Source organism: Carboxylicivirga caseinilyticus, from assembly GCF_050589785.1.
Classification (GTDB): domain Bacteria; phylum Bacteroidota; class Bacteroidia; order Bacteroidales; family Marinilabiliaceae; genus Carboxylicivirga; species Carboxylicivirga caseinilyticus.
In genome coordinates this window covers 18,607-44,524 of sequence record NZ_JBNGOX010000027.1, presented here as the reverse complement: position 1 = coordinate 44,524, position 25,918 = coordinate 18,607, and the positions used below count along the sequence as shown (strand labels likewise).

Here is a 25,918-nt window from a genome sequence, read left to right as displayed (position 1 = left end):
TTATCCATGAATAATATAATTTTCTGATATTATTCCGTATTTTTAATTCCCTAAAACCTTAACAATATGAAACGCACCGTACGTATTAAGTGTCTTAACAATAACCTCCAGAAAGAATATCCACTTGGCACAACTCTTCAGCAAATCGCTGATGATATGAAAATTAAACTTGAGAATCCTATTCTAGGTGCCTATGTCAACAATACCTTAACAGAGTTATCGTACGAATTATATCATCCCAAGAACATACGTTTTATTGATATTACTGAACCGGATGGAATGCGAATGTATATCCGAAGTCTATCATTTGTATTATCATTAGCAGTGAAAGAACTGTATCCACATGCTACCTTACGCATCGAACATTCTGTGTCTAAAGGCACCTATTGTTCTTTAGAAAATATTGAAGAACTTCAGATGATCGAGATTCTTGAGATTGGTGATAAAATGCGTAAACTTATAGATGCTGACATTCCATTCATTCGTAAAGAAGAAGAATCGGACGAAGTAATAAAACTTTTCGAGGCTGAAAATCAATTTGATAAAACGGATCTGATTAAACACCGTGGTCAAGTCTATACAACCTATTATACTTTGGATAATCATATTGGTATGTATTATGGCTACATGGTTCCATCCACAGGTTATCTAAAGGTTTTTGATCTTATCAAGTATTACAATGGAATGCTACTTCAAATACCCAAAAGAACTCAGCCCGACCTACTGGAAGATATTGTGATCCAAAATAAGATGTTTGATATCTTTCAGGAATTTGCAGAATGGAACAGAGTATTAAAAGTCAGCAACCTGGCTGATATCAATTCGGCATGTAACAATGGTAAAGCTGAAACATTGGTTAAGGTATCTGAGGCTCTCCACGAAAAGAAGATAGGTCATATCGCAGATATGATTGCTGCCCGGAATCATCAGGTAAAATTAGTTCTTATCAGCGGTCCTTCTTCTAGTGGCAAAACCACTTTCGGCAAACGCCTGGCAATTCAACTGATGGTTGCGGGTATGAAACCTTTAAATCTTTCTCTTGATAATTACTTTGTCAATCGGGAGCAGACACCCTTGGATGAAAATGGTGATTTTGATTTTGAAGCGCTCAATGCTTTAGATATAGAATTATTCAATCAACAGCTTGTTGATCTCCTGGCCGGAAATGAAGTGGAAATTCCAAAGTTCTCATTTGAGAAAGGCGAGCGCTATTATGATGGTGAGAAATTACAGATGGGTGATGACAATATTTTGATTGTTGAAGGTATTCATGGCTTAAATCCCCAATTGACTCACCTCATCCCCAACGAATCAAAATTTAAAATTTATGTCTCTGCATTAACATCCATTAATATTGATAATCAAAACCTGATTCATACAACCGACAATCGTCTGATAAGAAGAATTGTTCGTGACTATAAATACCGTAAGTATTCTGCGCAAGATACCATTTCGCGCTGGCCAAGTGTGAGACGTGGCGAGGATTTGCATATCTTCCCCTACCAGGAGGAAGCTGATGTAATGTTTAATACAGCATTGCTTTACGAATTATCTGTTTTGAAACCGTTAGCAGAATCAATCTTACTGGAAGTTCAACCTAATCAGAAGGAATATTCTGAAGCCAGAAGGTTATTACGTTTCTTTAGTTATTTCAAACCTTTGCTAAGTTCTGACATTCCACCAACATCAATATTGCGCGAATTTGTAGGGGGCAGTAGTTTTAGTTACTGATCATTTTATTTGTTTTTTGATTCTTTTTAACTCTCGGATTTAATAATAGAATTAACATTAACACATAGAAAACATCTAGCATTTTATCATTTTATTACCTTTGGCCTATTCATTTTAATAAGTTCAGATGAGTAAGAACCTGGTTATTATACCGACTTATAACGAGAAAGAGAATATTGAAAATATAATAAGGGTAGTTTTTGAATTACCTCGTGAATTTGAAATCCTGATCATTGAGGATAGCTCTCCTGATGGCACCGCAGATATTATCAGAACACTACAGCAGGAATTTCCAGCTAAGCTTCATATGGTTGAGCGCAAAGGAAAGCTTGGATTAGGCACAGCTTATATTGCTGGTTTTAAATGGGCTATCGAACACAAATATGATTATATATTTGAGATGGATGCCGACTTTTCTCATCCTCCCAAAGACCTGATTAGTCTGCACGACGCCTGCCTTAATCAGAATGCTGATCTGGCAATCGGCTCCAGATATATTTCGGGTGTTAATGTGGTGAACTGGCCCATGGGACGAGTTCTCATGTCATACTTTGCATCGGTATATGTTCGATTCATAACCCGCATGAAGATAATGGATACCACTGCTGGTTTTAAATGTTATCGCAGAAAAGTTCTTGAAACTATTAAACTGGATAAAATTCGGTTAAAAGGTTATGCGTTTCAGATTGAAATGAAATTTACTACATGGAAGTATGGTTTTAAAATAGTGGAAGTTCCCATTGTTTTTACCGATCGCACACAAGGGACTTCAAAAATGAGTGGAGGAATTTTTAACGAAGCAGTGTGGGGTGTGATAAAAATGAAGATAGCAAGCTTCTTTAAAAGCTATGAAGTTTGACTTTAAGCCTCACTCTTGGTAAATTTATCAATTAACGCGAAAAACAAAGATATGTCAACCATACTGATTAAAAATGCAACTATCATCAACGAAGGCATTCAAAAAAAAGGAAGTGTTTTAGTTGAAAATGATCTGATCAAAACAATTATTTACAAAGGTGAATTACCATCGGCTGATGAAACGATTAACGCAGAAGGATTACTTTTACTTCCTGGTGCGATTGACGATCAGGTGCATTTTCGCGAACCGGGTTTGACTCATAAAGGTGACATCAACAGTGAATCAAAGGCAGCTGTGGCCGGAGGAATCACTTCTTTTATGGAAATGCCCAACACTAATCCGCAGGCAACCACCCAAGAAATATTAGAAGAAAAATATAAGGTAGCAGCGAAGAATTCTGTTGCTAACTACTCTTTTTATATTGGAGCTACAAACGATAATGTTGAGGAGCTACTCAAGACCAACCCAAAGACTGTTTGCGGAATTAAGATCTTTATGGGTTCATCAACAGGAAACATGCTGGTTGATAACGAATCAATACTGGACAAAATTTTTGCAGAAAGTAAGGTTTTAATCGCGACTCATTGCGAAGATGAAGCTACAATCCGCGAAAACACAACAATCTATAAAAACAAATTTGGCGATGATATGCCATTCAAATATCACCCGGTTATCAGATCGGCTGAAGCCTGTTACATGTCGTCGAAAAAAGCTTCAACTCTGGCACGTAAACACAATGCCCGACTGCACATTCTTCATTTGAGTTCAGCCGAAGAACTTGAATTACTCGATCAGGGCATGCCATTGAAAGATAAAAAAGTAACCGGTGAAGTTTGTGTACACCATCTTTGGTTTAGTGATAAAGATTACGATACTTATGGCTCGAGAATTAAATGGAATCCGGCTGTAAAATCGGAACATGATAGGGATGAGTTACGTAAAGGTCTTGCTGATGGTCGCCTTGACATTGTTGCCACAGACCATGCTCCTCATACAAAGGAAGAAAAAGACAACAAGTACTTTAAAGCACCATCCGGTGGACCATTGGTACAACATGCCTTGGTCGCCATGTTGGAAATGGTTAAACAAGGTCATTTTACCTATGAAATGGTAGTTGAAAAAATGAGTCATAACCCGGCTGTTTTATTCCAGATTGAAAAGCGTGGCTATATCAAAGAAGGCTTTAAAGCAGATCTGGTATTAGTTGATCCTAATCAAGTCTGGGAAGTTAAACCAGAAAACATTCTTTATAAATGTGGCTGGTCGCCTTTTGAAGGAACTACATTTTCTCACACCGTAACCCATACTTTAGTAAATGGTCAGTTGGCTTATTCCAATGGCCAGGTTAACGAAAAAGTAAAAGGAGAACGTCTTTCTTTTGACAGATAAACTATTAAGGCTATACTTCATGAATAAAATAACCATCTCAAAGCACATCCTTATTATTGCGATGTGCTTTTTTGGATTATTACAGGCCTGTGATAATCAAAAAAACACCAATAATGTAACTTCAAATGAAAAGATCAATGGTGAGCTTTTAGCTGATACTATTATCTATACTGTAGAAATCAAAAACTATGATCCGAATGACCACTGGAAAGAAGAGTGTTTAAAAAGTCTGGATCGTATAAAAATGATTGATAAGTTATTTGAATCTGTTTATAATCATAAAGCACAAGCCTTTAATTATATGACTGAAGCACCAATGAGTATTTCTGAAGTAAAGGCAATTGAAGAGCAAGAGGGTTTTTCGAGAGATCAGGTTGGGAAACTTCAATTTTGGGAATCGTGGTACTACGATGAACAGAACCAAATAATGACTAAAAAGGTGTTATCTGTTTTGGTGTCGTATGAAGCAAATACTGATGATGGTGTTTTTCTGGGACACAAAGCTGCATTTTATATAAAATTAAAATAGAAGAATCTGAACAAAGACTTATCAGAAGTCTAAACCAATTATCCTCTCAAAGAACTAAAAAAGGAGTTTATATACGAACAAACCCCTTTTTAAACTTAACAATCTAGTAAAACGAACAATTCACCCTTCTTTCTTTATTTGAAAACTACCTGTATTTCAACGTTATAACAAATCAAATTGCAATTTACAACAGGATTAGATTCTTAAGAATTTATTATTTCAATTTATATTCTTAAACACCAAGAATGATTGAAAAAAATCTAGCATATATATTATTCACAATTCTTTAATTTTTATTAAGCATACTGTTTGGAATATTAATTATGTCTGTTAATTTTAAACATTAATATTTAACCTTAGAATAACTCAAACCCTAATTCCTAACATTATGAAGAAACTATTCTTTATATCTCTTTGTATTATTAATATCACTTCCTGTTCATTCTCCTATGAAGGCACAAGTAATTTTCTAACTGACGTTCAAACTATAGACGGAATAGAGTATTATTTTTCAGCCATGACACGACTGAAAAACATGGAAATAATTGGAGCCAAATCTATTCGCATAGAAAGTAAAATAATGTTTCAGGGTTTAAATAAAACCATTGATATGATGATTTCTGATTCGGATTTTTCAAAAAAGATTAAACGAAAGAAATTAATAGACATGAAATTTGAGAAAGTTTCGTTTTTAATGAATGAAGAGAAGAATAAAATTGATTTGTATTATGTAATTGATATTGAAGATAATAAGGATACAATTTCTTTTACACTTTTTAAAGTTGACGATAACTGGTCGATCAATTAATCTGACTGGCAATAATTTATTATAAAAAATTATCCATATTCTTTTAAATGTTCAACATGAGAAATTTATTGTTATTCATCTTATTTGTGAGTTTTCTTAATGTCTCAGCACAGGAATATCGAGACTTTGTAAATAGCGGTAACGAATGCTTTAGCGAAGAAAATTATAAATGTGCGATCGAAAATTATAACTCGGCTCTTTCTTTAATCGACACAAAACATCCTAAAAGACATCTTATATTATCAAATCTGGGAACGGCGCAAAGACGTTATGGTTTAAAGAAAGAAGCATTGGAATCATATAACCAAGCTTTATTATTAGCCCCAAAAGACGTTGGAATATTAAAGAACAGAGCCTCTTTATTAAGGCAGCTTAATGATTACAATGGTGCCATCGAAGACTATAATTTAATCATATCTATTGACGCTAAAGATGTTAATGCATATTCAGAACGAGCACATACTAAAACAGTGATGGGAGATACAATTGCCGCAGTCAATGATTATCAATCAGCACTAAAACTTAATCCAAAATTTTTCCCGGCAGCAACGAATCTAGCCATTATAAAAGTTGAACAGGGCCTACTGGATGAAGCTATCAGTGATATGGATGAAATAATTGCACGGGTTCCTTATGAGGCTATTCCATTTAATAACAGGGCAGACTTTTATATGCGAAAAGGAGAATATGAGAAGGCCATAACAGATGTAAATAAAGCTATAAGCCTTAAAAAAACCTACGCTAATGCATACGTTACCCGAGGAGAAATCTATCTGAAAATGGGAAATAGAAAAAAAGCTGAAAAAGAATTTAAAAAAGCTATAAAACTAGGAATGCAAAGTAGTTTAGTATATAATTTACTTGATCAATGTCGCTGATTTATAACAATAAAAAATGTAAATCCGACTATATTCGTAAAACTCATGTTATAATAGAATACATTAAATAAATTCATTGCAATCATCAAAATAAAAAGGATGTAATGAAACGAATAATAAATACCACAATTATTGTTTTATCCATTCTGCTAGGAATCTTATGGATCCTATCTGTTTTTATTAAACCGTTGGAGATTACTAATGAACTTATTATAAGGTTTAGTTTAATACTGTTGATTTATTTCGTTGTCAAAAATTTAGTAAACCTATTCCATTTCAAAAATTTAAAAAACAAAAGTACGTTTATAGCTACTGGTGCAATAATTATCAGTGAAATTGTATTAGCCACAACTAATTACACCGATGTTTGGAAAACTCAGACTATACTGTATGAGCATGAACAACTTAAAAATAAAAGCATTGAATTTCAGATGCTTGATTTAGGATCTTTTGGTTATAACAGGCGAATTGTTGAAGTAACTAAATTAACGTTCTTTATTAGATATGTTGAACCAATTGACACATCCATGATTTCAGCTCCCTGGATAAAAGCAAACAAGCATATCAATGAATTGAAACTGAAAGGTGGTTAATAAAGACATTAATTACTGCAACCTCTCCTTTCGAACAGGAACTGCAGGATAAAACTGAAGAATAGTAATTTTATCTCCATTAAAAATCAGATGTAAAATATTCGACTGTTTATTAAAAGCATCAAAAAGTAATGTGTTTTTTATAGTTACCGTTTCAAACAGTCTCACTGTTTTCAAATCACCGCTAAAAGTAACCTGACAAACATTTTCTTCGATCATCTTTACTTTTAACATTTCTAATTTAACTTCTACATCATCAACAGATAGCAAAAACTCACCCGACACATAATTCTTAATTGTTTCAATCATTTCGGGTTGAGGATTATCATAGTTAAACGAAGGTTGAGGAAATTCAGACTGTAAAGCAGATTCAAAATCATCCGCAAAAAAATTTATTGTCAATTTACACGACATAGTTTCAGAATCAATCTCCAGTTTACCCGTTGTCATCTTAATTGGATGTGCACTTACTGAAAAACAGATAAATGTAAATAAAGTGGCCAGCAGCAAGTTTTTTAATCTGAATTTCATTTTATTAAATCATAGCTTTTATAATCATTGTCAGTGCGATCCCTCCTCCTGCACCAGAAACAACCAGATTCCAGTCACGATGTTTAATGGCGAACAAGCGTGTCATTATTAAATTAACTAACAGAAAAACACCAACAATTATAATTTGACCTACTTCAATACCCAGATTAAACGAAAACAATGGAAAGACAATTGACTCATCAGATATCCCCATCATCATTGAACGAAAAAAATTAGAGAATCCCATACCATGAATCAAACCAAATGTTAAAGCCAGAAAATAATTGAGTTGTATTTTCTTATCAGGTGTTGACTTTTGGGCAAGATTAAATATACTGGTCAATAATATAGTAACCGGAATCAAAGTCTCAACCAGTTTTTGATTCACACTTATTATATCCAACCCTGCCAATGCAAGTGTAACTGTATGTCCAATAGTAAATGCAGTGATGAGAATCAGAATTTGTTTCCAGCGATTCAACTGATAGACCGCACAAAGAGTTATTATAAAAACCATATGATCCAGACCTTGCAGATCGGTAATATGGTCTATTCCTTGTTTTAAATAAAATAGAAATTGATCCATTTTTTGAGGTTATTTTAATAAGTTGCGGCAAATTAGCATTAATATAGTAAGCAAAACTGGAATATTGTTCCAAAACCTGAATATATATGAAATTTCATCTACTCTTGATCATATTTTTCTTTGGTTGTCTGAATCTTTATGCACATCGCGAAGAGACTTATTACCTTAAAGGAAGATTATACGATAAGGAAATTGTTATTCAACTGGATGAATACGGTGATGTTTGTATGGCCAGATACATAACTGAAGACAACCTTTTTGATCAAACGCTGGAAGGAAAGATTCTTAAAGGAGGAAAATTTATTCTGACTGCATCTTATTTTGATGATGAGAAAAGACAAAAAGTAATAACAGACTCTCTCTTTCTTCACGAAATCGAATTGGATAAATGGGACGGCAAATGGATAGATAAAAATGGCAAACAGTCTGATTTTAAATTAAAACCTTTATTGGTTGATGAACTCAATCATCCATGCGTTAAAGCTATTAAAAAGTACCGCGTCACTCCCTACCTGGCATATAAAACAAGAGCAATACAATTTGAAACCATCAAAACAGAAAAAATAGGTAAAAATATTTTTATCGATTATCTCAAGGAACCCGAAAGTGATATAACATGGTTCAGAGTCAAATCAAATAAAAAAGGACGTATGCAGGTTGATTCTATCAATACCTGGCTCGAAGCCGAACAATTGGATGCAATTAACATGACTTATAGCTGTGTTAACCTGGGTAAACAGGGTAAATATTCAACTTCTTTTAGTATTCATTATATAGATAATGAATTACTGAGTTACAGCATCATTATCAATTCATCATGTTATGGAATACAGGAACCAGAAAAAAAGATGTACCGTACCCTGAAAATGGCCAATGCTGAGGCAGTGCAATTTGAAGAACTCTACTGGTTTGGGGAACTTCCACAACCATCATACAGTCCGGGAGAATACCAATGGTTTCAATACAGATATAAAATTTATGGCCCTAAAATACTGGATTTACTTAATGAGCTATATCCTGAAAAAATGAATCCGAATGATAATACAGCCTTTAGTTATAACAATGTCAAACTATGGCAATTTCCTGACTGGTATCTTACTCCCAAAGGAATTTATTTTGAATGTAAATCACCAGTAATTATCAAATCAGAAGAATCTGCTCCGTGGTCGGTTATTCCATATAAAAAACTAAAGTTATACTCAACGGGTAAGTATAAATTAGCAAAATAACATTCAATAAAAATAATATCCGATAAAGAAAACAAATGGTACTATTCATTAAAACTCCACTCTGATCCTTTCATCACATAACGAGCTGTTTTTCGGCTAACCTGAGAGTCAACAACTTCCTTGTTTTCCATTACCTCATCAATTGCTTCTTGTGTGTAATGACGTATGGTAACCAACTCCATATTTGTATTATATAACACTCCATAATGGTTACTTAATTCTTCTATTACAGCATCAATATTTTTATGATGATCTACACAAACAGAAAAATTTAGTGCAGAACTTTGCATCAGGTTAATCTTAATCCTGTGCCTGCTGATAACTTCAAAAATTTCACTCAGATTTTCTTCCAATATAAACGAAAAATCCTTAGGTGAGATACTTAGTAATGTCTGGTTGCGCTTTAACACATAAATTGGCGGTAATTGCAGGTTTTGCTCAGTTGCCTTGATAGCCGTTCCAGCATTATCAGGATGAATAAAAGACTTTACCAATAATGGAATTTGTTTGTTCTGCAGTGGTTTTATGGTTTTTGGATGAATTACCTGCGCACCATAATAAGTTAATTCAATGGCTTCCCAGTATGATAGTTCATCCAGCATCTGAGCTTTTGGATACCATCGCGGGTCAGCATTCAGTACCCCGGGCACATCCTTCCAAATAGATAAACTTTCAGCATCCAAAGCATATGAAATAATGGCTCCTGTATAATCTGATCCCTCCCGCCCCAGTGTTGTGGTAAGATTCGTATCAGTTGATCCAATAAAACCCTGCGTTATATATCTTTTATCTCCATCAAAACTAAATACTTCCTTCATTAACCTCGAGGTCAATTCCCAGTTAACACCAGCACTTCTATACAAGTCATCCGTTCTTAAAATCTTCCGTATATCTATCCAATTATTCTCCCAACCAATTTTATTTAAGTAGGCACTAACAATAAAAGTACTCATCAACTCACCGAATGGCACAATCTGATCATATTCATAATCAAAATTAAGCGAGGGTTCAGTTTCGAGTTTTAAGTGTATGATTTCAAGCCATTCATCCAGCAAATCATTTTCTGACTCATCAAATAAATCGGCAACAATTTTCTGATGATAATCCTTTATCTTATTGTAATGCTCTTCAATTCCATTTCCTTCGAAATAAGCCTGTACCAATTCTTCAAAGGCATTGGTCATTTTTCCCATTGCCGATATGACCACTACTAACGGGTCGTTATATCGATTAACAATACTGGCCAGATTTCTGACACCATCGGCATCTTTAACAGATGCGCCGCCAAACTTAAATACTTTCATAAACTACTCGAATAGGTAAGTAAAATTAAACGAAAGGTTCAATAATTTCATATTTATCCAAAAAAAATCTACTACTATCAATTCACAACTGACTTTAATCAATTGAAAAAACTTTCGATAGCAAACCTTGTTAATTACAATACCTGAACACCCGTTACAATTTAAAACCAAATACTATGACAAAATTCGAAGTCACAACGTTGAGCGAGTATATCCTCAACAAACAAATGTCTTTTCCTCATTCGCGTGGAGGCTTCTCACACCTGCTTCATCATGTTAGTACAGCTGCCCGAATTGTTAATCGAGAAGTAAATAAAGCTGGGCTGGTTGACATTCTGGGTGAAGCAGGAAATACCAATGTGCAGGGCGAAGATCAGAAGAAACTGGATATTTTTGCCAACGAACACTTTATTGATGCAATCAGAGGTTGTGGTGAAGTTTGTGCCATTGCTTCAGAAGAAAATGAGAGTTTTATCTTTTTTGATGATGAAAAAGGCAGAAATGGAAGATATGTTTTCCTGATGGATCCACTTGACGGCTCCTCTAATATTGATGTAAATGTTTCAATCGGCACAATATTCTCAATTTATAAAAGGGTTACCCCCATTGGCGAAAAAGCAAGTATGGAAGATTTTCTACAGCCAGGAACAGCTCAGCTTGCAGCCGGATATATTTTATATGGCAGTTCCACCATGCTGGTTTACACTACAGGCAATGGTGTAAATGGTTTTACTCTGGATCCTTCCATTGGTGAATTCTGTCTTTCACACCGCAGAATAACTACTCCGGAAACGGGTCGTATTTATTCCATCAACGAAGGCAACTACAAGAAATTCCCCAAAGGAGTTAAGAAATATATAAAATATTGCCAGGAACGGGACGAATCAACCAGTCGCCCATATACTTCAAGATATATTGGATCATTGGTAGCTGATTTCCATCGTAACCTTTTAAAAGGAGGCATTTTTATTTATCCCGAAACAGAATCCGCTCCATTGGGCAAACTTCGTTTGCTTTACGAGTGTAACCCAATAGCTTTTCTGGCAGAACAAGCCGGAGGTAAAGCCTCCAATGGTGAAAAACGTATAATGGAAATTCAACCCAAATCATTACATCAACGCACACCCTTCTATACAGGCTCGAAAGATATGGTTGACATGATTGAAGATTACCTGAATGATTTTGCACATAAAAACTCAAAACGTTTTAAAGCAGCTCAACAATCAGTTCAAAACAATTAACACAAAAAACAATAGATGTTATAATGGCTTCCCTTTCGGTTAGCCATTTTTTATGACCCCGATCGAACATTTAGCTTGCTCTGCGCTTTATCATTGAATAAATTATTTCCCTTACCTTTGCAAAAATTTTTAGAAGTGGAGCTAAGCCGTATACTATCATTCTATCAGAACGACGAACGAATCATTCAGGTCAAATCATTTTTTGAAAGTAATACTAGATCAATATACCTGAATGGCCTTGTAGGAAGTGCCAAATCAGTTTTAATGGCCAGCCTTTTAAAAGAGGGACCACATCTGATAGTAATGAATGATCGCGAAGAAGCGGCATATATTTATAACGATCTCGTTCAGCTAAGCTCTCAAAAACATGTATCATTTTTACCCTCTTCGTTTAAACGATCACCAGAATATGGCCAAAAAGACAGTCAGAATGTTCTGTTGCGCACCGAGGCATTAAGTCATCTTCACTCTGAGAATAGTTCACTCTTTGTTTTAACTTATCCCGAGGCTTTGATAGAAAAAGTAATCTCGGCAGAAGAGTTGGATAATAATCGGTTGGTGATAAAAAAAGGAGATCACCTTGATATCTCCTTCATAACTGAAGTATTAGCCGAATATCATTTTCAACGGGTTGATTTTGTATTTGAGCCAGGACAATATTCAGTTCGCGGTAGTATTATTGATGTCTATTCTTTCTCTGATGAAGACCCATACCGGATTGATTTCTTTGGAGATGAAGTCGACAGCATCCGAAAGTTCAACCTCGAAAATCAATTATCAAAAGAGAAGATTGAAAAAGTAATTATTGTTCCTAACCTAACCGAGAATCAGGATAATCAATCGCTTTGTGCTGTTTCGGAATATTTGCCATCTAATACTAAAATATGGATGGCCGATCCCCAATTCATTCAGGATCGCTTGAATGATATTGAAACAAAATTAAAAGACATTCCAGAAATTGAAACAGAAGATGATGAAGAGGACACTCATCAGTACCTGCTTTCAAATCAGGTTTGCACCTATTCAGATTTTAAAACTGGACTGAATAATAAAACCGTTTTGGTATTTGGGAGCAAAAACTCTTTAAACAGCAGTTCTATAATCGATTTCGATTTATCTCCGCAACCGGTATTTCATAAGAACTTTGATCTGCTAGAAAAGGATTTACAGGAAAAGAAAAGCAACAGCTTCGAAAATCACATTCTATCCGATAATCCAAAGCAATTCGAACGTTTGAAGGCCATTTTCCAGGACAGAGGTATAAATGTCAAATACACCGAAATTGATCACAGTTTGCATGAAGGGTTTATTGATAATGATGCTTTTCTTGCTTTTTATACTGATCATCAGATTTTTGAACGTTACCATAAATTCTCATTACGAACTGAAAAGGCTAAAGCTGCGCAGCAAGCCATTTCATTAAAAGAACTGAATCGCCTGAATCCGGGTGATTACGTTGTTCATATCGATCATGGAGTTGGACGATTTGGAGGCTTGGTCACTACAGAGGTAAATGGAAGACCACAGGAAGCCATTCGATTGATATACCGCGACAATGATGTATTATTAGTTAATATCCATTCGCTTCATCGCATTAGTAAATTCAAAGGCAAAGACGGCACACCACCCAAAATCAACAAACTGGGAACACCTGCCTGGCAAAAGCTGAAAGATAAAACCAAATCGAAGGTTAAAGATATTGCCCGTGAACTAATTGCTTTGTATGCCAAACGAAAAGCCAATCCCGGGTTTGCTTTTGCGCCGGATACTTATTTACAAACCGAATTAGAAGCTTCGTTCCTTTATGAGGACACTCCCGACCAATATAAATCAACCCTTGCAATTAAAGATGATATGCAATCATCGACTCCAATGGATCGTTTGGTTTGTGGTGATGTTGGTTTTGGAAAAACAGAATTAGCTATTCGCGCAGCCTTTAAAGCTGTTACAGACAATAAACAGGTTGCGGTATTAGTGCCCACCACCATTTTGGCCCTGCAGCATTTTCAGACCTTTAAAGATCGATTGAAAGATTTTCCTGTTTCAGTTGATTACATCAGTCGACTTCGAAAACCTAAAGATATTAGGGAAGCCATTAAAAATCTCAAAGAAGGAAAACTTGATATCTTAATTGGAACGCATCGTTTAATTGGAAAAGATGTTGAGTTTAAAGATCTGGGTCTACTTATTATTGATGAAGAACAGCGATTTGGTGTATCAGTAAAAGAAAAACTTAAACAGTTAAAAGTAAACGTAGATACACTGACACTTACTGCAACACCTATACCGCGAACCCTGCAATTTTCGTTGATGGGTGCACGCGATTTGTCTATTTTAAACACAGCACCTCCCAACCGACATCCAATTATTACTGAGTTACATGTTTTAAACGAAGAAATAATCAAAGAAGCCATCCTGTATGAAGTAGAACGTGGCGGACAGGTTTTCTTTATACACAACAGGGTTCAGAACATTATGGAGATACAGGATATGGTACGACGTATTCTGCCCGATATTAAAACTGTTGTAGCTCATGGTCAGATGGACGGACCAACATTAGAAAAAATTATGCTTGACTTTATATCAGGTGAATATGATGTTCTAATTGCAACAACCATCATTGAATCAGGTCTGGACATACCTAATGCGAACACCATTATTATTAACAATGCCAATAATTTTGGATTAAGCGAACTGCATCAGCTGCGTGGACGTGTTGGACGATCAAACAAGAAGGCCTTTTGTTATTTGATGGCACCACCTCTCTCTACTTTAACCCAGGAAGCTCGTCGAAGATTAAAAATTATCGAAGAATTTTCTGACCTGGGAAGTGGCTTTAATATTGCCATGCAGGATTTGGATATACGAGGCGCAGGTGACCTGTTAGGTGGTGAGCAAAGTGGTTTTATTTCTGATATTGGTTACGAAACTTATCAGCGGATTTTAAATGAAGCTTTATTAGAACTGAAAGAAACAGAATATCAGGATTTATACAAAGAAGAACAAGAGAAAGATCTTGAGAATGCAGAATTTGTAAAAGACTGTATTGTTGAAACTGATAGCGAATTACGACTGCCTGAATCGTACATTGAAAATATTGCAGAGCGAATGCAGTTGTACCGCGATTTAGATAACATTGAAGAGGAAGAAGAACTGAAGGCTTTTGAAAACAATCTCATTGACCGCTTTGGTCCTATTCCTGAATCTGGTCAAGGTTTATTTGAGATTGTTCGTATCAGAAGGATCGCCAAAAAACTGGGTATTGAAAAAATCATGTTGAAAAACAACCTGCTTTACCTGTATTTTGTATCCAATCAGGAATCTATCTTTTTCCAATCACAGGTATTTAGTAAAATCTTATTATGGCTACAGAACAACCCCAGAAAAGCCACAATGAAAGAAGGAAAGAGTAAGCTATACCTGATGATGAAAGACATTAACTCGATTGAAGAAGCAAGAGAAATAATTAATCAAATGTACCATTCATCTTAATTATTTACCTGGATAGAAGAATATTTCCATCACTTTACCGGAAGCATCTTTGATGATATGGCTTTTAAATAAGGTTGGTACTTTATCATCGGCAATCAATTTGTATGATAAAACTGATTCTTCTGAGATCTTTTGAAAATAATCTGATAAGTCTTCAATATTCTTACCATTTAACTCTAAGCCGTCAAAAAGAGAGCTGTTGCTAATTTCCTTAATTTCAAGATCAGCATTTGTGATAAAATAAGGAAGACCAAATGAATCAATCATGGTTTTATAAGCAAGAGATGTCTTGTTGCTGTACTCCATATCAGATGCTTCAACCATTGTCACCTGCAACGACTTCTTCTTATTAAAAACAATGGGTGATCCTGATATCTTTGCATAGAATACCTGCCCGTGCACATCCTGCATTGCCAATAATTGATTCTGAAATCCTTGCCCTTTATCTTTAAACTCTTTCAGAAGTTTGTCCACCATTTCTTTGTATTCCGGCTCCACAAAATTCAGATAAGGAAGTGTAATTACATCTTCCATATAATGAGTTTTAAATAAATCAAGTGCTAAATGATTCAAATATTGTATTCTGCCATCCTGTAAAATCATTAATGGCATGGGTGCATCACTTATAAATTGGCGGTATCCCCGCTCTCTTTCACGCTGTTCCTGATCAACACGATGCTTATAAAATGCCAGATCAATACTAATCCCTAATTCCTTTTTATTAACAGGTTTCACCAAATAACCATACGAATTAGACACTATAGCTCTTTTAATTACCTGGCTACTGGTATCAGAAGAAACATAAATTACCGGAATATCAAGTTCTCGACGCAATTGTTCCGATGTTTGAATACCATCTAACTCACCATCAAGATGAATATCCATCAACACCACATCGGGTCGAAGGCGATGACAGAGATCAATTGCCTCAGCACCGGTTGAACAACGTCCAACCAATTCATGTCCAAGTTCACGCAGAAACATCGTAAAAATGGCTGCAATAAACTTATCGTCTTCAACAACAACTACTTTTCTCATAAAAATCTTCTCTCAGTTAGTTCCGGTTTTTAGCAGAAATAATATTCGTATCTTTGTATCGTTCTATCAACCTTAAACAATTAATTTAAGATAATTTAGCGTGAATTTAGTTATTGATAGAGGAAATACCCATCTTAAATATGGTATTTTTGACCAGTGCAAGTTAGTTGCTACTGATTCAACCAATTTTCTTGATAAAAATGACATTAAAAAACTGGTAAAAGAATTTGATATCTCAAATGCTATATTATCATCTGTTGTTGAAGAAAGAAACGATATTTTAGCAAAAAACATTCAAGAAGAGACCAACTTCTTTTTGGAGCTATCGCATCTGACACTTCTTCCATTCTCATGGAATTACAAATCAAAAGAAACAATCGGCAAAGACCGTCTGGCAGCAGTGGCAGGCGCCATTGAGCTATATCCTCAAAAAGATATATTGGTTTTTGATGCTGGAACAGCTCTAACCTATGAAGTAATTGACCATACCGGAACTTTTTTAGGTGGTAACATTTCGCCAGGCATGCAAATGCGTTTTAAAGCATTAAATACTTTTACCAGCCGATTGCCATTATTAAAATCAAATGCTGATGCACCTTTTATTGGAACATCTACTCAGGAAGCCATCGAAGCAGGAGTTCAGAATAGTATTTCTTTAGAAATTGAAGGGCTAATTGATCACTTTAGAGGCAATTACCCTCACCTTACATCTATTATTACAGGGGGAGATGCAGAATTTTTTGCTAGAAAAGTAAAAAATCCCATCTTTGTAGCTCCTAATTTAGTACTTATTGGACTTAATAGAATTCTGGAATATAATGCACAACACATATAAAAGTGGTTTAACCCTAATAATCATTGCATTACTGACGTTTTCAGCTACGGCTCAAAAACGAACTTACTCGCCTTATTCAAGATATGGTATTGGCGAATTGCAAGATGGTGGTTTCGGACGTAATGCAGCTATGGGTAGAACCGGTATTGCACTTCAAAATTCGTTTAACCTTAACAATATAAATCCAGCATCATATAGCGGCTTGGATTCTATGTCGTTTTATTTCGAAGGAGGTTTGATGAATTACAGTCAATCTTTAAAATCGACTGATGCAAGTTCTAATTTTTCTGACATGCATTTCGACTATTTCGCAATAGGTTTTCCTATAGCAAAATGGGGATTCATGTCTTTTGGGCTTCAACCAGCATCGGCAGTTGGGTACGACTTTTATGAAGAAAACACCAATACCGAAAACTCAGGCGACTATACCCTTTCGTCAGCCATGGGTAATGGCAATACTACTAAAACCTATGCTGGTTTAGCATTAAGGCCTTTTAAAGATTTTTCTATAGGTGTGCATTCTGTTTATCTTTTTGGTAAAATAAAAAATTCAAATATTGCTCAATTTCAGAATGACCCATTTGCCTCTTATTTGGGCTCTGAAGAAGCTTTACGTATAAATGATATTTATTTTGACTTTGGTCTGCAATACAAAATCAATATCAACCAAAAACAGGAACTTGTTATTGGTGGTATCTACAGACCGAAAACTGGTATAAATGCAAATATGACGAAATTAGTAGGTCAGGGTACCAGTTTGAATTCAGATGGTTCAATGGTTAATACGATTGACACGCTGCAATTCGTACAAGATGAATTAAAAAGAACTGCATTTGAGATGCCAGAAAAAATTGGATTTGGTGTTGCCTATAACTTAAAAGATGCAGTAACATTAACGGCAGAATATACACTTGAAAAGTGGAGTGAAGCCAAATTTCCGGATGAAATAACAGAAACATCCGATATGCAGAAGTGGGCATTTGGAGGTGAAATTATTCCTAATGAGCGCGCTACATCCTACTTATCACGTCTGCGATACCGTTTTGGAACATACTATAAGAAAGACTATTTAATTTTAAACGAACACCAACTAACTGACTTTGGCATAAGTTTTGGTGTAGGTTTACCATTGAAAAGAACAAAAACGTCATTCAATTTAGCTTTTGAATGGGGACAACGAGGAACAACAGATTATAATCTTGTAAAAGAGAACTATGCTAAATTAACAATGAACCTTACTCTTCACGAGTTCTGGTTTGTTAAACGTAAATTTGATTAATAAAAGATAAACCGCAATACCATGCCAATGAAAATTACTACATTACTAATTACAGCCTTGCTTTTAAGCACTGCTGCATTTGCACAAAAGGGAGTTGAAGATGGGTCCAAATATGGACATGGAGAGGATAGCGTAAGATGCTTAGAAAACCTTTCGCTTTATGCTGAATACTATAAGCAAAAAAACTTAAAAGAAGCATTTCCATATTGGCAAATTGCATTTAATGAATGCCCATTGTCAACCAGCCGCATTTATTCTGATGGCGAGAACATGATTCAAGCCATGATGAAAAAAGAAAAAGATGCTACTAAACAGGAAGAGCTTTATCAATTATTGATGAAGGTCTACGACCAAAGAATTAAATATTTTGGTGATCACAAGAGGTATCCTGCTTCATACATCAATGGTAAAAAAGCTGTTTCGATGCTACAGTATAAGAAAGATGATCCTGAAGTGGTAAAAGAAGCTCAGGCTCTATTAAAACAAACTGTATCTGAACGTAAAGCAAGCGCTCAACCTGCTGTATTGATGTCATATATGATGAGTACAGTTGCTACTTTTAAATTAAACGCCACTACAGCTGAAGATTTAGTTGATACTTATATTGAAGTTTCAAACATTTTCCAGAAACAAATTGATGCTGATTCGAAATATACTGACAAGCTTATTGAGCTTAAGAATCAAGTTGAAGGCCTTTTTGCTCAAAGTGGAGCTGCCGACTGTGGAACTTTAGCTAGTATCTTTGAACCTCAATTACCAGATCATACTCAGGATTTAGACTGGTTAAAAAGAGTAAACCGATTGTTGGCGAGAGGTGATTGTACCGAGTCTGATTTGTTTTACAAGTCATCAGAGCATTTGCATAACATTGAACCATCTTCATCTTCAGCATTTGGTTTAATGCAGATGTATTTGAAAACAAACGATCTTGACAAAGCGATACAATATGGCAAAGAAGCTGTTGAATTGGAAGAAGATATCAACACAAAAGCTAAATATCATAACTACCTTTCAATAATCTATTTGTCGCAAAAACAATATGCTGCTGTGCGTGCAGAAGCATATAAAGCTATTGCTTTACGTCCAGATTGGGGTAAACCTTACATCATGATCGGTAAAGCTTATGCCGCTGGAGCAAATAACTTTGGAGCTGATGAATTTGAACACAAAACAGCTTATTGGGCTGCAGTTGATCAATTCGCAAAAGCTAAATCTGTTGATCCGGAATCAGCAAGCGAAGCAAATGATTTGATTGTTACTTATTCTCAATATTTCCCTGGTACAGAAGAAATCTTCTTCCGTAACTTAAAAGAAGGAGAAGCATACAAATTGGGAGACTGGATTAACGTTCAAACAACAGTTAGAGCTAAAAAATAAGCACTTGATACCTTATTTTAAAAATACTAAACACATTATATATTCAGCAAGCAGTATATTACTGCTTGCTGTTTATGTTTTATCGAGCTCATGCTCAACCAATAAACCCGAAGAAATTCAAGCTATTAGCAACAGGGAAGAAATACCTTCCCTTGTATTTCGTGATTTAGAGAGTGTTTTTACCGATTCCGGAAGAGTACAAAGGCGTGTTATTACACCTGAAATGAAACACTTTACTTATTCAAAAGATGAAGCAAGAATTGAATTTCCACAAGGATTAAATGTGATTACCTATAACACTGATGGAAGTGTAAAAGGACAAATCAAAGCCCGCCATGCCATCTACTACGAAAAAGACGAACTGTGGGAACTAAATAACGATGTTGAGGCAGTAAGTGAAAAAAATGAGATTCTGAATACAGAACAATTGTTTTGGGATACTAAAAAAGAAATTATCTACTCAGATAAATTCGTGAAAATTACCAGCGAAAGTGGAATTTGGATGGGTACAGGATTTGACGCTGATCAGAATATGGATCAATGGGAAATCAGAGATATATCAGGTGAAATGGAATTCGAAGATGATGGTTCCAATTAATTTTTCCTATCTTTCATACTGAATAGTCGCATTGCATAAATGAACACTTACACGATCATTTTATTAACCTTAATTTTCTCAGCCTTCTTTTCAGGTTGTGAAATGGCCTTTTTCAGTTCTAACAAACTATTGCTGGAACTCAATAAAAAAAAATATCCTTTTCCTGCGCGAATCATTGATCGGTTTGTTCAGAATCCGGAGGTGTTCCTTTCTACCATATTAGTGGGCAACAATGTAGCCTTGGTTATATATGGCTTACAAATGGCAGATATATTAGAGCCATTTATAAAATTGCATATCACCGATTCAGACAGTGGCATATTACTGCTGCAAACCTCTTTTTCAACATTAATAATTTTAATAACAGCTGAGTTTCTTCCAAAAACACTTTTTAGGATACATCCCACAATGCTATTGAATGTTTTTGCTTTGCCTTTGCTGTTTTTTTACACTATACTTTATCCAATCAGCCGCTTTACCATGTGGCTTTCAAACGTTGTGATAAAGGTAATTCTGCGCTCAAAAAACATCCAACCCCGAGCCAAATGGATGTTGGGAAGAGTAGACCTCGATAACCTGTTAACCGAACATCACGACAAAATAGATAAAACAGACGATGCCTCTCATGAAATCAAATTATTGAAAAACGCCCTTGATTTTTCAAAACTTAAAATCAGAGATTGTACGGTACCCCGGACAGACCTTCAGGCCATAGAAGTACAAGAAGAGATTGAGCCATTGAGACAAAAATTTATTGAAACAGGCCTTTCAAAAATATTGGTTTTTAAAGATAGTATCGATAATATCATTGGATACGTACATGTATCATCACTGTTTAAGAATCCTAAAAAACTTCGAAACTGTGTGAGTCCGATCTCCATTGTTCCGGAAACTATGACAGCTAATAAAGTTCTGGAACTATTTACTAAAGAGCATAAAAGTATTGCCCTCGTAGTTGACGAATTTGGTGGTACAGCAGGCGTTGTAACTTTGGAAGACATTCTGGAGGAAATATTTGGAGAGATTAACGATGAGCATGATGTTTCGGAACATGTAGAACAAAAACTAAGTGAGACTGAATACATTTTCTCTGCTCGACTAGAAATTGATTACCTGATCGAAAAATACAAAATAAACCTGCCCCTATCTGACGATTACGAAACAATAGCAGGATTAATTCTGACTCATAATAAATCAATACCAGAGGTGAATGATGTAATTAACATTGGTAGTTTTACCTTCCAGATTCTGCAGGCGACCAATGCACGCATCGAATTGGTGAAGGTTTCTATTTCCTCTCAGTAATTTATTGAAACTTTATTCATATAAAGAATCATCGTCAGAATGCATAATACTATGTTTTTTGTATATTCGTAACCTATTTTGAAAAAAGACAATAATTATAAGTAATAAAGAATGGCAACATTAGAAAAAATTAGGAGCAAAGCCGGTTTAGTGATCGTTGTGATCGGTGTCGGTATGGCTGCCTTTTTGTTGGGAGACTTAATGAACTCAGGGGGTTCTATGTTTAGAAGCAGTCAGATGGAAATTGCTGAAATAAACGGAACTACTGTATCATTACCTGAATATCAGGCTTATTTAACTGAATTAGAAGATTACTATAAACTCAATTCCCGTTCGGCCGGAATGGATGAGAATACTTCTTATGAATTAAGAGAAACTGCATGGAATCAACTGGTTCAGGATGTAATTATGAATGAGAAGTATGATGAGCTTGGAATAGAAGTGACATCTGATGAAATTTTTGAGATGGCTACAGGTAAAAATGTACACCCTCAGATTCGTCAAATGTTTACCAATCCTCAAACAGGAATTTTTGACAAGCAACAAGTAATCAATTTCCTTAGTCAGAAAAACAATGATTCAAATGCTCGTTTCTACTGGATGTTTCTTGAGAAACAAATCAAGAAAGAGCGTTTAATGAAAAAATATAGTGAATTACTAAACAAAGGAATGTTTATCACAACCGCCGAAGCTCAAGCTGAAGCTGAAGCCAAGAAAGCAGTTGTTGATTTCGATTTTGTTGTAAAACGTTACCGTTCTATTTCAGATTCAACTATCGTTATTTCTGAAAGTGAAATCAAAGATTATTACAACAAAAACATTGAAAACTACAAACAAGATGCTACTCGCGAAGTTGAATATGTTTCTTTTGAAGTAAAACCTTCGGCTGAAGATAAAGAAGCAACTCTTGATTGGATTACTAAATCAAGAGCTGAGTTTGCAAATCCTGATACTGACCCAATTCAGTATGTTAAAATGAACTCAGAAACTGAGTACGCTGATCGTAACTGGAAAAAAGAACAACTGAGTATACAACTACAGGATTTTGTTAGTGGTGCTAAGGTTGGTGAAGTTTACGGACCTTATCTGGAAGGCGAAACCTACAAATTAACTCGTTTGGTTGATATTAAGGAAATGCCTGACTCAGTAAAAGCACGTCACATCTTATTAAAAGATCCAGCTGTTGCTGATAGCCTGTTTAATCTTGTTAAAGGTGGAGCTAATTTTGCTGATATCGCTCGTTCTAATTCTCAGGATCCTGGATCCGCTATTAATGGTGGCGACCTTGGATGGTTCAACGAAGGAACCATGGTAAAAGAATTTAACGATGCTTGTTTCAATGGTAAAAAAGGCGATATTGTGAAAGTTCAGACTCAATTTGGCATTCACATTATCAACATCCAGGATAAAGGAACTCCTGTTACAAAATATAACATTGCAACACTTGATCGTCAGATTACATACAGCTCTAAAACTAATCAACAGGTTTATGCGCAGGCTGCTAAATTTGCCTCTCAAAACAAAACTTACGATCAGTTTAATGAGAGTATTCAAAGCGAAAACCTGATTAAAAGATACGGACGTAACATCCGTCAGGCAGATCGCAAAGTTTCTAATCTTGAGAATTCAAGAGAAATGGTGCGTTGGGCATTCAAAGCTGATCTTAAAGACATGTCAGAGATTTTTGAGTTTGGTGATGAATATGTAATCGCATACCTAACCGGAATCAACGAAGAAGGATACCAATCTTTAGCTTCTGTAAAATCTGCAATAGAGCGCCAGTTACGTAATGAGAAAAAAGCAGAACAATTGATTGCTGAAATCAACAACAATAAAAAAGGTAATGACCTGAATGCTTTGGCTTCTGCAATTAACGAAGAAGTTCAATCGGCAAACGATATTACATTTGCTTCATACCAGGTGCCTGGTGCAGGTGTTGAACCAGCCCTAGTTGCATTGGCAACAACAGCAAAACAAGGTGAAGTCAGTGCACCTGTTGCAGGTAACAACGGAGTATTTGTTGTTAAAGTTACTAATGTTACCATGGATGAAACTGATGTTGAAGCGGCTAAAGCTCAAATGAAGCAAAACAATGCTTACAAAGTTTACCAGGCATATCAGACTATTAAGGACAAAGCCAATATTGTAGACGAAAGAATTAAATTCTACTAGAATTTATCTATGTTATATACAAAAAGCAGAACTTCATGTTCTGCTTTTTTTTGATACTATTGTCATCGTGCATACGATTGCAGTTCCAAAAATTAAAAGAAATAACTGGGCACAAAAAAACCGGAATCTTTCGAATCCGGTTACCTATATTTTAATCTAATCGTACTATCCTAAAAGTTCTTTAACAACAGCAGAAATATCTTTACCATCAGCTTTACCTGCCAGTTCTTTCGATGCTACTCCCATCACCTTACCCATCTCTTTCATTGATGTTGCACCTGTTTGTTCAATGATAGCCTTAACAGCAACTACTAACTCATCTTTACTCATTTGAGCTGGCAAATAGCCCGAAATTGCCTCTACTTCGGCCAATTCCTTTTCAGCTAAATCTGCTCTGTTTTGTTCTGAGAAAAGAGCTGCAGCATCCTTACGCTGCTTCACCATTTTCTGTATAATTTTTACAATATCCGTATCTGTTAATTCACCACTTCCATCCTTGGCTGTTTTTGCTTCAAGAACTTCTTTTTTAATACCACGTAAAGCCTCTAAACGGATACGATCCTTAGCCTTCATGGCTTCTTTAATATCATTATTAAGTGTTACTTCTAAACTCATTGTATTTTTGCTTTAATCAACATTATCATGTAAGTATGGATTATCCCTGCTAATGCGTGGTCCATTCTTTGAATCATCAGATAAAGAAAAACGACTTACCTGCGACTGTGGACTTACTTCCGGTTTGGTTTTACCCAAAGCCATCTGTTTACGTTTATAAGCCGGGATATTTTCCAATTGCTCTATCATTCTTTCATCTTCCATCTCCTCCTGCGTTAGTTGAACACGACGATGGCCATATGTTGCAGCACTTTGCTCCATACCATAACCGGTATCAAATAGATTATCGTCCAGTTGAAACTTCTCAACTTCAGGCACCTTATTGGTATTTTGAGGAACAATTGGTTTATAATACTTATCTATTCGCTGTTGTTTTTGTTTTTCGATCTTTTCGAAATCTACAACTCTGCCAACTCCTTCTTCCTCATCTGAGAGATCAAAAGCACTTTCTTCGTCTTCTATAACAGCATCTGTAACCTCTCCATTCTCGTCAAGTGAAAAACGGGTTACGGCATCCTGTTTCTTTTTCTCCTGATGCTCTATTAACTGACCGGAAACAAAACCAGTCGCAATAATGGTTACACAAACCTGACCTGCTAAAGATTCATCGTTACCTGTACCCCAAATAATCGAAGCACTGTCACCAACAACCTCTTGCACATAGTCGGTTATTTCACCCACTTCATCCATGGTCACCTCATCACTTCCCGAGGTTATATTCAGAAGTATATTTTTAGCTCCTTTAATATCATTATTATTCAGCAATGGAGACTCCAATGAGGCCTGAATTGCATCAATGGCACGAGTAGCTCCCTCGGCATAGGCCGATCCCATAATAGCCACACCACTATCTTTCATCACTGTTTCAACATCAGCAAAGTCGACGTTTATATAGCCATGAACCGTAATGATCTCTGCGATACCTTTTGCTGCTGTAGATAAAACATCATCAGCTCTGGAGAAAGCATTGGACAGTTTCAGATCACCAAACATCTCACGCAAACGCTCATTGTTGATAATAAGCAACGAATCGACGTTCTTCTCCATCTCGGCAATACCATCAAGTGCCTGATTGATTCTCAGTTTACCTTCAAAGCGGAAAGGAATGGTTACAATACCAACTGTTAAGATGCCCATCTCCTTAGCTTTTTTTGCTATAATAGGAGCAGCTCCTGTACCGGTGCCTCCACCCATACCAGCAGTTACAAACACCATTTTGGTATTGTTTTCCAATACCCGTACAACATCTTCGAGGTTCTCAATGGCTGCTTCACGCCCTCTGTCGGGACGGTTACCTGCACCTCTTCCTTCGGTTAATGATTCACCTAACTGAATTTTAACAGGAACAGGACTATTCTCTAATGCCTGTGCATCGGTGTTACACACCACAAAACTAACATCTTTTATGCCCAGACTGTACATGTAGTTGACGGCGTTGCTTCCGCCTCCTCCTACCCCGATCACTTTGATAATCGAAGAATTATTCTGAGGCATATCAAAATTCATCAAATCTTCACTCATTTCCGTCC

The 25,918-nt window shown here is 35.8% G+C and carries 22 protein-coding genes; 16 read left to right on the top strand and 6 right to left on the bottom strand.

Annotated features, from left to right (window positions below; translation table 11 throughout):
• The first annotated feature begins 66 nt into the window (after positions 1 to 66).
• The 7 genes from ACRD62_RS14090 (at position 67) to ACRD62_RS14060 (ending at position 6,787) form a co-directional block, all read left to right on the top strand.
• On the top strand, positions 67 to 1,731 hold the full coding sequence (locus ACRD62_RS14090) for a uridine kinase family protein (RefSeq protein WP_430820750.1): 1,665 nt from the start codon (positions 67 to 69) through the stop codon (positions 1,729 to 1,731).
• Between the two features lie 127 nt (positions 1,732 to 1,858).
• Positions 1,859 to 2,590: a polyprenol monophosphomannose synthase gene (locus tag ACRD62_RS14085; protein ID WP_430820748.1), complete on the top strand. Its 732-nt coding sequence runs from the start codon at positions 1,859 to 1,861 to the stop codon at positions 2,588 to 2,590.
• Between the two features lie 51 nt (positions 2,591 to 2,641).
• Positions 2,642 to 3,979, top strand: coding sequence for a dihydroorotase (locus tag ACRD62_RS14080; RefSeq protein WP_430820747.1), 1,338 nt, complete (start codon positions 2,642 to 2,644; stop codon positions 3,977 to 3,979).
• Positions 3,980 to 3,998: 19 nt separating this feature from the next.
• Positions 3,999 to 4,508, top strand: coding sequence for a hypothetical protein (locus tag ACRD62_RS14075; protein ID WP_430820746.1), 510 nt, complete (start codon positions 3,999 to 4,001; stop codon positions 4,506 to 4,508).
• A 388-nt stretch (positions 4,509 to 4,896) separates the two neighbouring features.
• Positions 4,897 to 5,316 carry a hypothetical protein gene (locus ACRD62_RS14070; RefSeq protein ID WP_430820745.1) on the top strand — a complete coding sequence of 140 codons (420 nt, stop codon included), beginning with the start codon at positions 4,897 to 4,899 and terminating at the stop codon, positions 5,314 to 5,316.
• 56 nt (positions 5,317 to 5,372) lie between these two features.
• Positions 5,373 to 6,194 (top strand): tetratricopeptide repeat protein, encoded by an 822-nt coding sequence (locus tag ACRD62_RS14065; protein WP_430820744.1) that lies wholly within the window; start codon positions 5,373 to 5,375, stop codon positions 6,192 to 6,194.
• A gap of 104 nt (positions 6,195 to 6,298) precedes the next feature.
• Positions 6,299 to 6,787: a hypothetical protein gene (locus tag ACRD62_RS14060; RefSeq protein ID WP_430820743.1), complete on the top strand. Its 489-nt coding sequence runs from the start codon at positions 6,299 to 6,301 to the stop codon at positions 6,785 to 6,787.
• Between the two features lie 12 nt (positions 6,788 to 6,799).
• On the opposite strand, the gene ACRD62_RS14055 is transcribed toward ACRD62_RS14060, so the two are convergent.
• Positions 6,800 to 7,318, bottom strand: a complete 519-nt coding sequence (locus ACRD62_RS14055) for a DUF6702 family protein (RefSeq protein WP_430820742.1) — start codon at positions 7,316 to 7,318, stop codon at positions 6,800 to 6,802.
• 4 nt (positions 7,319 to 7,322) lie between these two features.
• Positions 7,323 to 7,904 carry a HupE/UreJ family protein gene (locus ACRD62_RS14050; RefSeq protein WP_430820741.1) on the bottom strand — a complete coding sequence of 194 codons (582 nt, stop codon included), beginning with the start codon at positions 7,902 to 7,904 and terminating at the stop codon, positions 7,323 to 7,325.
• Positions 7,905 to 7,990: 86 nt separating this feature from the next.
• Here ACRD62_RS14050 and ACRD62_RS14045 point away from each other — a divergent pair, with 86 nt between their 5' ends.
• A complete protein-coding gene (locus tag ACRD62_RS14045) occupies positions 7,991 to 9,133 on the top strand; it encodes a hypothetical protein (RefSeq protein ID WP_430820740.1) in 1,143 nt (380 codons plus the stop codon).
• Between the two features lie 41 nt (positions 9,134 to 9,174).
• Here ACRD62_RS14045 and ACRD62_RS14040 read toward each other — a convergent pair whose 3' ends face one another.
• A complete protein-coding gene (locus tag ACRD62_RS14040) occupies positions 9,175 to 10,437 on the bottom strand; it encodes an aspartate kinase (RefSeq protein WP_430820739.1) in 1,263 nt (420 codons plus the stop codon).
• A 176-nt stretch (positions 10,438 to 10,613) separates the two neighbouring features.
• Between ACRD62_RS14040 and fbp the strand changes: the two genes are divergently transcribed.
• Together fbp and mfd are read left to right on the top strand one after the other, a co-directional pair.
• The gene (gene fbp / locus ACRD62_RS14035) at positions 10,614 to 11,678 is read left to right on the top strand and encodes a class 1 fructose-bisphosphatase (RefSeq protein ID WP_430820738.1); all 1,065 of its coding nucleotides are present in this window, start codon (positions 10,614 to 10,616) and stop codon (positions 11,676 to 11,678) included.
• Positions 11,679 to 11,795: 117 nt separating this feature from the next.
• Complete coding sequence (mfd, locus tag ACRD62_RS14030; protein ID WP_430820737.1) at positions 11,796 to 15,170, top strand: transcription-repair coupling factor; 3,375 nt, start codon at positions 11,796 to 11,798, stop codon at positions 15,168 to 15,170.
• On the opposite strand, the gene ACRD62_RS14025 is transcribed toward mfd, so the two are convergent.
• On the bottom strand, positions 15,171 to 16,208 hold the full coding sequence (locus tag ACRD62_RS14025; RefSeq protein ID WP_430820736.1) for a response regulator: 1,038 nt from the start codon (positions 16,206 to 16,208) through the stop codon (positions 15,171 to 15,173). It lies immediately after the preceding gene.
• Positions 16,209 to 16,308: 100 nt separating this feature from the next.
• On the opposite strand from ACRD62_RS14025, the gene ACRD62_RS14020 reads away from it, so the two are divergent.
• The 6 genes from ACRD62_RS14020 (at position 16,309) to ACRD62_RS13995 (ending at position 23,774) form a co-directional block, all read left to right on the top strand.
• Positions 16,309 to 17,043 carry a type III pantothenate kinase gene (locus tag ACRD62_RS14020; RefSeq protein WP_430820735.1) on the top strand — a complete coding sequence of 245 codons (735 nt, stop codon included), beginning with the start codon at positions 16,309 to 16,311 and terminating at the stop codon, positions 17,041 to 17,043.
• Positions 17,000 to 18,322 (top strand): BamG family beta-barrel-assembly machinery protein, encoded by a 1,323-nt coding sequence (bamG, locus tag ACRD62_RS14015; RefSeq protein WP_430820734.1) that lies wholly within the window; start codon positions 17,000 to 17,002, stop codon positions 18,320 to 18,322. Before ACRD62_RS14020 ends, bamG begins: the two co-directional genes overlap by 44 nt.
• 21 nt (positions 18,323 to 18,343) lie before the next feature.
• Positions 18,344 to 19,699 carry a tetratricopeptide repeat protein gene (locus tag ACRD62_RS14010; protein ID WP_430820733.1) on the top strand — a complete coding sequence of 452 codons (1,356 nt, stop codon included), beginning with the start codon at positions 18,344 to 18,346 and terminating at the stop codon, positions 19,697 to 19,699.
• A gap of 4 nt (positions 19,700 to 19,703) precedes the next feature.
• Positions 19,704 to 20,297, top strand: coding sequence for an LPS export ABC transporter periplasmic protein LptC (gene lptC, locus ACRD62_RS14005; RefSeq protein ID WP_430820732.1), 594 nt, complete (start codon positions 19,704 to 19,706; stop codon positions 20,295 to 20,297).
• A 39-nt stretch (positions 20,298 to 20,336) separates the two neighbouring features.
• A complete protein-coding gene (locus ACRD62_RS14000; RefSeq protein ID WP_430820731.1) occupies positions 20,337 to 21,602 on the top strand; it encodes a hemolysin family protein in 1,266 nt (421 codons plus the stop codon).
• Positions 21,603 to 21,713: 111 nt separating this feature from the next.
• A complete protein-coding gene (locus tag ACRD62_RS13995; protein ID WP_430820730.1) occupies positions 21,714 to 23,774 on the top strand; it encodes a peptidylprolyl isomerase in 2,061 nt (686 codons plus the stop codon).
• A gap of 165 nt (positions 23,775 to 23,939) precedes the next feature.
• Here the strand turns inward: ACRD62_RS13995 and ACRD62_RS13990 are convergent, their stop codons facing one another.
• Complete coding sequence (locus ACRD62_RS13990; RefSeq protein WP_430820729.1) at positions 23,940 to 24,389, bottom strand: GatB/YqeY domain-containing protein; 450 nt, start codon at positions 24,387 to 24,389, stop codon at positions 23,940 to 23,942.
• A 12-nt stretch (positions 24,390 to 24,401) separates the two neighbouring features.
• Positions 24,402 to 25,910, bottom strand: a complete 1,509-nt coding sequence (gene ftsZ, locus ACRD62_RS13985) for a cell division protein FtsZ (RefSeq protein WP_430820728.1) — start codon at positions 25,908 to 25,910, stop codon at positions 24,402 to 24,404.
• Between the last annotated feature and the right edge of the window lie 8 nt (positions 25,911 to 25,918).